Genomic DNA, 13,641 nt, shown 5'->3' on the forward strand with positions numbered 1-13,641 from the left:
ATCAAATGTCTAAAAAATTATATATAACCTCAATGCTGGCCTTAGCAATGCTTGCCGGCTGCAAAAAGGATGTGGATACAACCAGTGATCCTTCGCTATACTCAACCAGTAATTATCCAACTACGCTGAACGATCTGCAGAGTACTTTGGCACCTTGTTATTCTATTTTGCGCGACCAGAACTTACTAGGTTTCAATTTAATACCTAAGGCGTTGTCAAATGCTACGCACACGGCAAATTCGGCCTATAATGGCGATGCATCCTGGAACGAAATGGCCAATACTAATTTAAGTGTCACCAATTCTTACTCGAGCGGTGCTTACACCTCATATTTTGTTGGTGTAAAAAACTGTAATGTTGTTTTAGCCGCTGCCGATTTGTATTTAAGCAAATTTGCAAAAGGCGAAGAAAAAACTGCGGTAGATCTAATACGCGGTCAGGCTTACTTTTTAAGAGCTTATTACTACTTCCAGCTGGAGTGTTTGTTTGGCGAAAGCTATATCACCACAGCCGGAGGCGGCGATAAAATGGGCATGCCGATTTACAATGGTGTGCCTACAGATTTAGCCAGCACTCAGGTTTCCCGTTCAACAGTGCGTCAAACCTGGGATTTTATAGAAAACGATTTAAAACAGGCAGCAACCTTACTAAAAGGTAAGGTTTGGAGCGGAGACGAAAGGGGTAGGGTAACTGAGTGGGCGGCAAAGGGCTTACTGGGCAAGGCCTACGTATTTACACAAGACTGGGCAAATGCCCGTAATACTTTGCTGGATGTGATACAAAACAGTGGCAAAACCCTAATGCCTTTTGCTAAATATGCCGACGCATTTGACGGTAACAGTGCCAACGAATTTAATGAGGAATCATTATTTGAATTGAACGTTGATCCCGATGCGCGCGGCAATGACTATGGTATCTATGGCGGAAAAGCCTACAACTCTACAACTATTAATGGTCTTATCTGGCCAGCGTGGGCATTAGGGAGTGACGGGACTGAAGGTGGTGCACAGCCCCTGGGTTATGGAAACGAGGTTGTGCATGACAAAAACATTCTGCGTTTTGGTTATAATATAGGTACTTATAATCTCGTAGCTAATCCAGCATTTAGCGGTACGCCTACACAAAATAACCCGCGCCTCATCATGGATCCGGTTTATCGCGCGAAAGCTTTGCAGGTTCGCGCTGCCAAAACAGCCGATCCTCGCTTGTTTGTTAATACCGTACAACCTTGGATTGACCAGGTCAAACCCGACGGCGTAACCGTTTACCCGGCTTCAAAACCTAATTTTTATGCCGGTCAGGCAAATACTTATGGTTTCAGTTTCCGCAAATATTCGCCCGTTAATTATAATGTGAACGATCCTTCGCCCTTGAAAGCTGGGGCTAATGGTCCGGCTGATGCATGGAATCAGTATCTGTTGCGCATGGCCGATGTTTACTTGTTGTATGCTGAAGCTTGTAAAGGGGCAGGTGATAACGGCACCGCGCTGGAGTATATTAACCGCGTTAAACGCCGCGCTTACAATCTGCCTTTAACGGCACCGTCGGCTGTTGATTATACTTCGTTGAGCAGCACTACATCTGCCATAGGTGACCCGGTGCTGGGCAACAACCCATTGTATTACGAGCGTTGGGCAGAGCTGTTTAATGAAGGCGGCTGGTGGTACGACGTGTGCCGCTGGACAATAGGAGCATCTGAAGCTGCATATTTTGGCACGGCATTAAATCTTACCGGTGCAATTCAATGGAACGATAGCAAATCATACACCTGGCCTATACCGCTGGCCGAGATTAACAGCAATAGTAAAATCAAGCAAAATCCGGGATATTGATGGCGCAGTGCGGGGCATATTACTGCCCTGCACTAACCTAGGTGAGCTACATGCGCTGGCTCTGGATATGCAGCTTAACAGCATGCTGCTGATACATGTGCAGGCAGGCAGCCAAGCGGATTAATTTTATAACCAATTACTACTAATGAAGAAATTATTTGCCTGTTTATTGGGTTGGGTGGCCATAAGCCAGGTATATGCCCAGCCCGATAAAAGCATTAGTGCCAGTCTTGGCAAGGTTAAAGTTCAATTTATACTTGAAGAAGGAGGCAAACCAGCCTACACGGTTACTTACGGCGCAAAACCGGTGATCAATAAATCTAATTTAGGGTTTGCATTGGCCGATGATAGCACATTTTATACGGGTTTTAAACTGCTGAGTACCAATTACGAACAGGTGGACGAAAGTTGGGCGCCTGTTTGGGGTGAGGTAAACAGCATCCGGAATCATTATCAGCAAGTAACAGTTCACCTACAGCAAGAGGGCGGGAAGCAACGCCTGCTTAATGTTGTTTTTAGAGTATTTGAAGATGGTATTGGGTTCAGGTACGAATTTCCAAAGCAGGCAAACCTAAACTACTTTATTGTTACGCAAGAGAAGACCGAGTTTGCCCTGGCATCCGATGCGAAAGCATTTTGGATCCCTGGTGATTACGACTCCAATGAGTACGCTTATTCTACCACGAAAGTAAGTGAGATAGACAACCAAAAGATAGTGGGTGCGTCAGGCGATATTGCGGTACGTTTGGCTCCTGACAGGTACTCGGTACAAACACCGCTTATGCTAAAAAGCGATAACGGTTTGTACATCAACATCCATGAAGCAGCACTGCGTAACTATTCAAGTATGCAGTTGCATGTTGATAGAAGCCAGTTTAAGCTAAAAAGTAGCCTGGTGCCCGATGCCGTAGGCAATATGGCTTATCTGCATGCACCTTTCCATACGCCATGGCGTACCGTTATTGTGAGCGATAAGGCCGCGGATATTTTATCGTCTAAAATGATACTGAACCTTAATGACCCTTCAAAGGTTGAGAATACCTCATGGATAAAACCTATGAAATTTGTGGGGGTGTGGTGGGAAATGCAGATTGGTAAAAGCACCTGGAGTTATGCCCAAAGCATGAACGATGTTGATGCCAATGGCAAACTTATTCCAAGCGGCTTGCATGGCGCTAACACGGCCAACGTAAAACGCTATATTGATTTTGCAGCCAGGCATGGCATACCAGGTGTACTGGTTGAAGGTTGGAATACGGGTTGGGAAGATTGGTTTGGAAATTGGAAAGAGGACGTTTTTGACTTTGTTACCCCTTACCCGGATTTTGATGTGGCCGCGTTAACCAGTTATGCCAGGGCGAAGGGCGTAAGCATCATTATGCATAACGAAACTTCGGGATCGGCTACCAATTATGAGCGTCAGTTAGACACTGCATACCGGTTTATGAACGAACATAGCTATCCAGCTGTTAAAACAGGCTATGTAGGCAAAATCATTCCACGCGGAGAGCATCATGATGGGCAATGGATGGTAAATCACTATGCGCGGGTAGCGCAAAAAGCAGCCGAGCATCATGTGATGTTAGATGCCCATGAACCTGTAAGACCAACCGGCTTACAACGCACCTATCCAAACTGGATGGCAAGTGAGGCTGGCCGTGGTAATGAGTACAATGCGTTTAGCGAAGGTAACTTACCCGAACATGAAACCATTTTACCGTTTACGCGCTTAATGGGCGGCCCAATGGACTATACGCCCGGGATATTTAAACTAATAGGTTATACCACCGTACCTAATAGGCAGGTGCATACTACACTGGCTAAGCAACTGGCTTTGTACGTAACCATGTACAGTCCGCTGCAAATGGTTGCCGATTTGCCCGAGAATTATGATAAGTATCCTGATGCCTTTCAATTTATTAAAGATGTAGCCGTAGATTGGGATGATACTTACATACTGGAAGCCGAACCCGGCGATTACCTTACCATTGCGCGTAAGGCAAAAGGTACAAACGAGTGGTTTATAGGAGGCATTACTGATGAGCACTCCCGTACAGCAAATTTTAAATTGAATTTTCTTCCTCAAGGCCGAACATTCGAGGCAACAATTTACGAAGATGGCAGGACAGCTAGTTTCGATAAAAATCCTGAAAGCTACGCTGTTCGAAAGATCAAAGTAACTTCAAAAACAGTATTACAATTAAAGATTGCCCCTGGTGGTGGATTTGCATTAAGTATCAATTAAGGTAATAAGTGCCTTCATTTTGGTTCAAAAAACCGATATAAACGTTTTTTTTGCTTCCAAAATGAAGGCACTTGCTTTTCCATTCATGTGGATCATTTAGAAATTGTGCTATTGCCAAGCTGTATGAATGGTATCAGGAGTTTATCAATTGTTCTTCAGTACAAAATATCCAGTCATTCGCTTCTCCACGCCACCGTTAGTGGTGTATTTTAACAAATAGTAATATGTGCCCGGAGGCTGCATCGAACCTGTAACACTGGAACGGCCATTAAACGCACGTGTCACATTATCATAATTTTGCGTTTCAAATATTTTGTTACCGTTACTGCTCATAACCAGTAACTGATTTTTTGGGTGCTCATCAATACCCTCAATATATAACACATCGTTAAGACCGTCGCCGTTTGGCGATAAAGCTTGCCGAACAACTAATTTCTTACTGTCTGCTTCATCGTTTAACGAATTACTGGTTACTGTATTTGTGGTAGCGCTGTTTTTGTTCAAGGTTGCAGACATAGCAGCGGTCAAGGTGGTAAACTCTGCGTCCCGACCATAACTGATACCTGTGCTGTTGATAGCATATGCTCTATAAACATAAAAGGTATTTGAAGTTAAGCCTGTTACAACTGAGGAGAAATCACCAGCACCACTTCCTATAACTACTTTTGTATCAACACCCACCGTAGACGAGTAATGATTACTGTATACTATGCCCCGTTCTGTTACAGTTGCTGTGGCCCCGCCCTGGTCTGTAACATTACCGCCCATGGTAGCAAAAGTGTCGCCTATAGAGGTAGCTTCGGTTGTGGATACCCTGGCATAATCGTTAGGTATCAGCATTTTTGTAGCAACAGGGCTGGTAGTTGCACCGTCAGATACCGTGTAGTTTAGCGTGCGGGTTAGCAGCGAGTTGCTAAAGGTTGAAAACTTGATGCTTCTTAATATGGTTTCTGCTTCGCCCACAGTAACCTGTGCAAAGATGGTAAGTACACCTGTATTTCGGTTATAAGTTACCGGATAAGTAAGATTTAAATTAGTTGAAAGCTGGTCGCCGAAACTAAAGTTGGTGATTGTAATTCTGGCGCCCGAAAGGTTAGCATTTTTATCGCCCGAAACGCTTACTCCGGTATCAACAAAATCATTAAAGGCACTTGGTGTAAATATAACGTTGCCAGGACTCGTCGTTACAATCGAAGCAGGTTTGTCCGGTCTTGTAATGGTGTATACCTCGCCGTTAAATGGAATGGTACCTACAACTGGCGGGTCAATAAAGTTACTGTTGTCAAAACTCAACTGCAGCGTTCCGCTACCCGTGCCTGTACGAATAGTTACTACAAATTCGGTACCCGAACCTGTTATGCCCATGCTTCCATCTAAAGCTGGCTTTAAATTGAACCCGGTAGTTACTAATTTTAGGTTTTCTGCATATAAACGACTAATAGGCTGAGAGAATTTGATGGTGTATCTCACCTTTGGGGCATCAGTTACAGCCGGGTCATTACGGGTTATTGATAAAACCCGCGCTTGCGAATTTGTGGTAAACGACAACTGCTCACCATATGAAACCCCCAAATCATTTAAGGCATAGGCCTTGAAATAGTATAGCGTATTTAAAAGCAGATTCCTGGCAATGTCGGCAAAATTATCCAGCTCAGAGGCCACCAGCTTGGTGCCAGATGTGATAGTTGGATCTGGGTTGGTACTATACACCAGCCCACGTTCAGTTATTTGCAGTCCGCCATTACTAAGAATAGTGCCAAACAAGCGGGCCTCTGTTGCGCTAAGAAGCGTTGCAGAATCTGTTCTAACCACAGCAAGGTACCTGAAATCGGCCGATGCTTCGAGGTTTCCGGTACCTTTGGCATCAATAGCTACTCCGGCCGGAACAGTGATCTTAATTGGGCCGCTTGCAACAGGGGTAAGCAAAAAGTTATAATCGTCGCCACTACCAGTAAAATTACTAACTGTAGCGTTAATTGTAACGATATCTGAAGCGGTAAAGCCGGTTACAGGGTTAGAAAACGTTACCCTGACCGGGAACGCAGTTTGCTGACCGGTGGCTGTACCGGATATGGTTACATTAACCTGATCGCGGTTAACGGTATAGCTGCCACCATAAAATGGCAGGTTAGCAATAGCCGGTTCAATGCCGGCTGTATTCGAAAACCCTAACTGGAATGTACCACTACCGGTACCTGTACTCAAAGTTACCACGTAACTATTACCTGAGCCGATTAAATCTCTGATGGCAGGAGGGGTGATGAAGCCCGTGGCCGGCACGGTAAAGTTTGAGACAGTTAAACCGGTAACGGGTTGCGATAAGGTAATGTTATAACTTACAAAATCCGATGTGGTGTTCATAGGATAGTTACGCGTTATGGACATTACCTCAGTTGGCATTTTTGTGGTGAAGGTTTGATTTTCGCCATAAGAAGTGCCCAGGCTGTTGATAGCGTAAGCGCGGTACACATAAAAGCGGTTAGGAGCAAGGCCCGTTTCTACTTTTGAAAAACTGCCTGTGCCGCTGCCCAGCACAATTTTATTAGTCGAAGCTGTGGTAGGATTATAATCGGTGTCATACACAATGCCTCTTTCGGTAACAGGCAAGCCACCGTCATCGGTCACATTGCCGCCCATGGTGGCAAAGGTAGCACTTATGGCCTGGGCCGCTGTAGTGGTAACCGTTGGATAAGCATTGAACGAGAACGATTTTTCACTATTTCCATTACCTACGCCATCAAGCGCAGCACCTGCCGGTATGGTAACCTGGGTTTTTCCGCCTGAGGTGGGCGTTAACTGGAAGGTATAATAATCGCCGCTGCCGGTAAAATTACTAACGGTTGCATTGCTTGTGTTAATGTCTGAAGCGGTAAAGCCGGTAACAGGTTTAGAGAATGTAACCATTACCGGGAAAGCAGTTGAGGGGCCTGTGGGCGTACCTGCTATAGTTACTTGCGGCAGTTGACGGTCAATGGTGTAAGAGCCTCCGTAAACGGGGAGGTTGCCGATAAAAGGTTCTACACCGTTTGTATTTGACAATGCAAGCTGAAAAGAACCACTGCCGGTGCCTGTGTTAAGCGTTACCACATACACGCTCCCCGAACCTGATATATTGGTGATTGCCGGAGGTGTGGCAAGGCCGGTTGAAGGTATGGTAAAGTTGCTCGCTTTAACGCCGGTAACAGCCTGAGAAAGATTAACGGTATAGCTTACGCTTTGTGCATTACTGGTTACAGGATTGTTGCGCGTAATAGAAGTTGCCTCCGTTATGCCTTTGGTGGTAAAAGTCTGGTTTTCGCCATAAGAGGTACCCTCGCTGTTTATGGCGTAAGCGCGATATACATACAAGCGGTTAGGGGCAAGGCCTGTTTCTACTTTTGAAAAACTGCCTGTGCCGCTGCCTAGTACAATTTTATGGGTGGAGGCTGTGGTGGGGTTGTAATCAGTATCATACACAATGCCGCGTTCAGTAACGGCTGATCCGCCATTATTGGTCACATTACCGCCCATGGTTACAAAGGTAGCGCTTATAGCTTGAGCCGGTGTTGTGGTAACCGTTGGACCAGCATTAAAGTTGCTTAACTTTTTATAAAATGCACCGCCTGGAATGCCATCCTTATTGGTGTAATAGATAATATGGGGTGCTTTGGTTGTGGTGGAAGCCCGTAATGCTATACTTAATGGGTCTAAATTGGCAATCCAGTTATGGGGTTCATCGCCTACGCCTAATCCATCATCAATGGCCAGGGCATGGCCTGTGTTAGCCTCTGTAACAACAGCCCTGCTCAAGGCGCAACTAAATAAAATAATCAGAACAGTTAAGGATAGGTTTCTCATGATGGTTTGATTAGCTGAATACTTATCAAAACTATCTTTTTATTTCAAGATGAGTTAACTGTCGGTTAAGTCGTGTGCTGATTTTAGATCGTTTTGCTCTATTAATGAGCAAGTTAATGAGAAAGTGTGTTTTTAAACGATACAGTATGTGTGCACAATAAAATGGCTAATTGTTGCTTGTAGTTTCTACATTGAACGGCATATCATCGGAGGCTTACCGGCGTTCAACTATTCTAAAATGATGCATCAGGCATAAGCTGTATTACGTACTATTACAGCTAAAGTGCCTTTTTATCCTAACCAATTAAGATGAACCAGAAATACAGTATATAAATAGGTTTAAACAAATCTTGTTGTACAAGCAACAGCGTTTAATTTATCCTTTATGAATAACTCAAAACCAAAACCATCACATCCACACCTATCTATCTGCAAGCAAACGTTCTGTTTAATAACGGCTTTTTGCTGTTTTATTGCAGCACAAAATTGTAAAGCCCAGCAACTTTTTAACTACACGCAGTATATGCACAACCTTGTGCCTGTAAATACTGCTGCCGCCGTGTTAGAGCAAGCGGAATCCGTAAACGTGGTTATACGAAGGCAACTTACAGGTATTGAGGGCGCACCGTCTACTTTCATTTTTAACGGACAACTGCCTATAGAATCCATTGGTGCAACGGCCGGCCTGGTGTTGCTTAATGATCAGTTTGCCATTGAACGCCTCACCGAAATCAACGCATTTTTGGCCAAGCGCATACGCCTGGCCCAGGGAGGTCAGTATCTCTCGGTTTCCCTGAATTTAGGAATCAGGAGGTATACTGCCAACTATTCTTCGTTGGATGCTACAGATCCGCAGTTTAGAAACGATGTAAGGGAATCAAGGCCAAATATTGGCTTTGGAATTTTGTACCATAGTGCAAGATATTATCTGGGTGTAGCCGTACCTGAGTTTACTACGCGCAGTTTAGGTCAGGCATCACTGGTTGATAACAGCTTTTTTAGCAGTCATTACAATTTTTCAGGCGCTTATCTACTGGGCGATGAAGGTGGAGAGGTTAGAGTTAAGCCCTCAGTGCTTGCCAGCTATGCTAAAGACCTGCCATTGGTTTGCAACTTCTCGACCACCTTATACCTGAAAAGTACCCTGGGCTTAGGGGCTAATTACCGGACTAACAAAGAGATGGCAGGGATTCTTTCCTATACATCAGACCTGTTAAAAGTTGGCTATTCCTATCAATTTGGTACAGTAAACAATAATGTCGTCAACGGCTTCCGTAATAATACGCATGAAATTACCTTCACCTACCGCTTCGGTAACAATCTCGGCAATCGTTCGTTGCTGTAAATGATACCTCCAACCACAGCCATCTTAATTCAAATTAAATATGAGTTAGTTGTCATTACATCTTTGTTGCTTGGTCAGCAACCCCAAATTACCTATTACACATACCCACAACAAGCAAAAAAAATTAATCTTTTTTATTTGCAAATACAAAAATAACAATCCATATTTGGTTAACCAATCTGGTCAACCAATTTATGAAGTCAATTACTGAAACACTGCCGGCTACGCAGCCTGAAAGTTCTGTTGATAAAATCATCAGGGAGTTAAAGCAACTGATCGTCTCCGGCCAGTTAAAGCCTGGGGATAGGTTACCGGCCGAGCGATCCTTGTCCGAAAAATTTGGTGTAGGTCGCAGCTATGTTCGCGAAGCTATTTTGAAACTGGAGTTTTATGGCTTACTAAAAACTAATCCACAAAGTGGCACTTACGTTTCAGGCTTAAGTATTAAGGTGATTGATAATATTATTAATGATATCATAAAGCTTAACAAAGACAATTTCAGCGCATTAATTGAAGCGCGGTATTATTTGGAACTAGACGCGGTTAAACTGGCGGCCGAGCGCAGAAGCCAGGCCGACTTGGAAGCCATTGAGCAGGCTTTGCTTGATTATGAAACTAAGACCCTGGCAAACCAGGATGCGGTAGAAGAGGATATGCTCTTTCATATCATGATAGCGCGTGCCGCTAACAACTCTGTTATCGAATCTATGATACTGGTATTAATTCCTGACTTGATTAAAACCATTATCGAAAATAAAGTGTGTGGCGAAAACCGGGGCAAAACTGCTATGAAAGAACACCGCGCCATATTAGAAGCTTTAAAAGCAGGTGATATTGATGCTGCCGAAGATGCCATGGCACAACACCTTGACGAAATACTGCAGATAAGCCGAACCGATTATACAGCAAAAAAAATTATAAACAACCAATAAAGCGTACTATAACCGCTTAAATCCATTTTTAAAAATATCAAAATGAACTACTTTAAAAAGGTGGTATCACTACTCTCATGCCTTTGTTTTAGCGTTTGTGCCGTTGCGCAAACCCACCCTAATATTATGCTTACTAAGGCCAATATTGCTGCAGTGCGCAAAGGTGTAACCCTATATCCGTTACTTAAAAGCTCTTACCAGGATGCAAAAAAAGAGGCCGACCGCGCGTTGGCGGCTCCTGTTGTTGTACCGGTTCCTAAAGATGGTGGTGGTGGAGCCAGTCATGAACAGCATAAGCGTAATTACCAAAATATAATGGCCTGCGGTATAGCTTACCAAATAACCGGCGATGCTAAATACGCCACTTATGTTAAAAACGTGCTGCTGCAATATGCGGCTCAGTATCAAAAATGGCCCTTACATCCAAAGCGCGAAAACAGCAACCCACCCGGCCGTATGTTTTGGCAAATACTAAATGATTGTGTTTGGCAGGTAAACGTAATACAAGGCTACGATATGGTATATAACGGTATAACTCCGGCCGACCGCAAGATCATCGAAACACAATTATTTGCCCCTATCGTAAAGTTTATTTACGACGATAACAAGGAGACTTTTGACCGTTTGCACAACCACGGTACCTGGGCTGTTGCAGCGGTAGGCTTAACCGGTTATGTATTAAATAAGCCGGAGTGGGTGCAAATGGCCCTCAAAGGAACCGATAAAAGCGGGCAAAGCGGCTTTTTAGCACAGGTAGATGAGCTCTTTTCGCCCGATGGCTACTACACCGAAGGGTTTTATTATCAGCGCTATGCATTACTGCCGTTTGTGGTTTTTGCCAAAGCCATAAACCAATACGAACCTCAAAGGCATATATTTCAATATCACAGTGGTATTTTAACTAAGGCAGTCAACATTGCCCTGCAGGGGACTTACAGCAACGGCGCTTTTTTTCCTATTAATGATGCCATGAAGGATAAAACCTTCGAAAGTTCGGAGCTGATTAATGCAGTTGATATTGCCTATGCAGATATTAGTCCTGATAAAGGTTTGCTTGATGTAGCAGCCCGTCAGAAAAGGGTAGTGGTATCTGATGCAGGTCTTAAGGTGGCTAAAGATCTGGCTGCTGGTTTGGCTAAACCCTTCAACTACCAGCCTATGTGGATGACAGACGGTAAGAAAGGCGATGAAGGAGGTATTGGCATCCTGCGCTGTGGCGAAGGCAATAAGCAACAGGCCGTATTGTTAAAAGCCGCTGCACAAGGTATGGGCCACGGCCACTTCGACCGGCTGAACATGTTGTACTATGACAACGGCGGCGAGGTGTTTCCCGACTATGGCGCTTCGCGCTTTATAAACATCGAAACTAAAAACGGCGGCGGTTATTTGCCCGAAAATACCTCATGGGCAAAGCAAACCGTGGCACATAATGCATTGGTGGTTGATCAGCTGTCGCATTTTAAAGGTAACCTAAAAGAAGCTTCCAAATATCACCCCGAATTAGTTGCGTTTAAAATCACAGATAAAATACAAGTAGTAAGCGCCCGCGAGGACCACGCTTATCCGGGTGTGCAAATGGTTCGTGCAATGGCTTTAATGCAAGTGCCGGGGTTAACTAAACCCTTACTGGTTGATGTGGTAAAAGCAACAGCAGCAGCTAATCACCAGTATGATTTACCCTACTGGTACAAAGGAACCATTGTTGACGCCTCATTCAAAAAGGAAGCTATTCGGGATGATTTAAAGGCGTTGGGAAAATCAAACGGTTACCAGCATTTATGGCTCAACAGCGAAAACGAAGTGCCTGCAGCCGAAGGGTACGTAAGCGTAATGCAGGGGCAAAGCTTTTACACCACCTGCTTTGCCGGCACTGCGCCCATGAAAGTCAAACTGGTATCAACCGGGGCCAATGACCCTGATATGAGTATATTGGAAAGCAAAGCTTTTATGTTGTCGCAGCCGCAAGCCGCCAACCAAACATTTGTTACACTTACCGAAAACCACGGGCAAATTGACCCTGTAGCCGAAACCACATCTGGTGCTAAAAGCGCCATTGGTAAGCTAAATATAATAAGCTCCAACGATAGTAAAACCATATTCACTTTCGAGGTGAAGCATAAAGCTTATACCGTTACCCTGAATTACCAGGATAAGAACAATTTTATACAAGTAAATTAATAGCAATGTTACAAGGAACTTTATTTCAGATAGAAGACGAAACTCCGTGGCAGGATTTAGGAAATGGCGTAAAACGGCAGATGTACGGTTACGATGATAAAATCATGCTAGTAAAGGCCAAGTTTGAAGAAGGCGCTGTGGGTACACTGCACCAGCACTACCACTCGCAGGTTACCTATGTAGATAGTGGTGTATTTGAGATGACCATAGGCGATCACAAAAAGATTATACGCAAAGGTGACGGCTACTATGTACCGCCGCACGAAATACATGGCTGTGTATGCCTTGAACCGGGTATACTGGTTGATGTATTTAGCCCTCACCGCGAAGACTTTATTGAAAACATTAAGTACTAACCCCATCCTTATAAACATGAGAAGAATATACATCGTGGCATTACTGGCACTTATGTGTGTTGCAGCAAAAGCACAAGACAGTGCTGCCGTGCCGAAAGTTATAAAAACGCCTGCCGGCTATACATCGCAGATTGATGTGGTGTATACTAAGGTAAATGGGTGGGATGGACGCATGGATTTATACCTGGCACCTAAAGATAAAGCCCCGTCTCCGGTAGTGATTAACATTCACGGCGGCGGTTGGAACAAAGGGCGGAAAGAAGATCAATCGGGCTGGAATGCCTTTTTTAAAAAAGGTTATGCTGTAGCTAATGTGGAATACCGCTTATCGCAAGCAGCACCTGCACCGGCGGCTATTGAGGATGTGCGGTGTGCACTGATTTATATTGTTGAGCACGCCAAGGAACTGAATATAGATGTTAACAAAATTGTCATCATGGGTGGATCAGCGGGGGCACACCTGGCCTTAATGGGCGGCTTGCTGGAAAACGACCATAAATTTGACACTAACTGCAAAACCACTAAAACCATTAAGGTTGCCGCTATTATAGATCAATATGGCATTGCCGATGTAAGCGACTGGGCTTATGGTCCGCATAAAACCAGCAAGTCGGCTATCCAGTGGCTTGGAGACAGGGCTAAAGAAAAAGGCTTTGCCGAATCGATATCGCCTATTACTTACGTTAAAAAGAGCAGCCCGCCAACCATTATTGTACACGGCGATGCCGATCCGGTGGTACCTTATGAACAATCGGTAATTCTGTACAAAAAGTATCAGGACATGGGCGTAAAATCGCAGTTTGTGACTGTTGCGGGTGGCCAGCATGGCAAGTTTACACCCGAAAAGAAAACTGAGCTTAACGCCCAGATTATGGAATTCCTGAAAAGTGTTGGTGTACACCAATAAACCATAAAT

At 44.4% G+C, this 13,641-nt stretch carries 8 protein-coding genes; 7 read left to right on the forward strand and 1 reads right to left on the reverse strand.

Features of this window, described 5'->3' with window-relative positions; translation table 11 throughout:
• Positions 1–5: 5 nt before the first annotated feature.
• On the forward strand, positions 6–1,832 hold the full coding sequence (locus ABDD94_RS09020) for a RagB/SusD family nutrient uptake outer membrane protein (RefSeq protein ID WP_345955588.1): 1,827 nt from the start codon (positions 6–8) through the stop codon (positions 1,830–1,832).
• Between the two features lie 145 nt (positions 1,833–1,977).
• Positions 1,978–4,077 (forward strand): glycoside hydrolase family 97 protein, encoded by a 2,100-nt coding sequence (locus ABDD94_RS09025; RefSeq protein ID WP_345955589.1) that lies wholly within the window; start codon positions 1,978–1,980, stop codon positions 4,075–4,077.
• A 144-nt stretch (positions 4,078–4,221) separates the two neighbouring features.
• Here the strand turns inward: ABDD94_RS09025 and ABDD94_RS09030 are convergent, their stop codons facing one another.
• Entirely contained in the window at positions 4,222–7,914 is a 3,693-nt protein-coding gene (locus ABDD94_RS09030; RefSeq protein WP_345955590.1) for an Ig-like domain-containing protein, read from the reverse strand.
• A gap of 385 nt (positions 7,915–8,299) precedes the next feature.
• Between ABDD94_RS09030 and ABDD94_RS09035 the strand changes: the two genes are divergently transcribed.
• The 5 genes from ABDD94_RS09035 to ABDD94_RS09055 all read left to right on the forward strand — a co-directional run bounded on the left by ABDD94_RS09035 (position 8,300) and on the right by ABDD94_RS09055 (position 13,632).
• Positions 8,300–9,259, forward strand: a complete 960-nt coding sequence (locus ABDD94_RS09035; RefSeq protein ID WP_345955591.1) for a PorP/SprF family type IX secretion system membrane protein — start codon at positions 8,300–8,302, stop codon at positions 9,257–9,259.
• A gap of 194 nt (positions 9,260–9,453) precedes the next feature.
• Positions 9,454–10,191, forward strand: coding sequence for a FadR/GntR family transcriptional regulator (locus ABDD94_RS09040; protein ID WP_345955592.1), 738 nt, complete (start codon positions 9,454–9,456; stop codon positions 10,189–10,191).
• A 42-nt stretch (positions 10,192–10,233) separates the two neighbouring features.
• Positions 10,234–12,369 carry a heparinase II/III family protein gene (locus ABDD94_RS09045; protein ID WP_345955593.1) on the forward strand — a complete coding sequence of 712 codons (2,136 nt, stop codon included), beginning with the start codon at positions 10,234–10,236 and terminating at the stop codon, positions 12,367–12,369.
• Between the two features lie 5 nt (positions 12,370–12,374).
• Positions 12,375–12,725 carry a cupin domain-containing protein gene (locus ABDD94_RS09050; protein WP_345947949.1) on the forward strand — a complete coding sequence of 117 codons (351 nt, stop codon included), beginning with the start codon at positions 12,375–12,377 and terminating at the stop codon, positions 12,723–12,725.
• Between the two features lie 16 nt (positions 12,726–12,741).
• Positions 12,742–13,632, forward strand: coding sequence for an alpha/beta hydrolase (locus ABDD94_RS09055; RefSeq protein ID WP_345955594.1), 891 nt, complete (start codon positions 12,742–12,744; stop codon positions 13,630–13,632).
• The last annotated feature ends 9 nt before the right edge of the window (positions 13,633–13,641 follow it).

Origin of the sequence: Mucilaginibacter sp. PAMB04168, assembly GCF_039634365.2 — a bacterium.
Lineage (GTDB): Bacteria > Bacteroidota > Bacteroidia > Sphingobacteriales > Sphingobacteriaceae > Mucilaginibacter.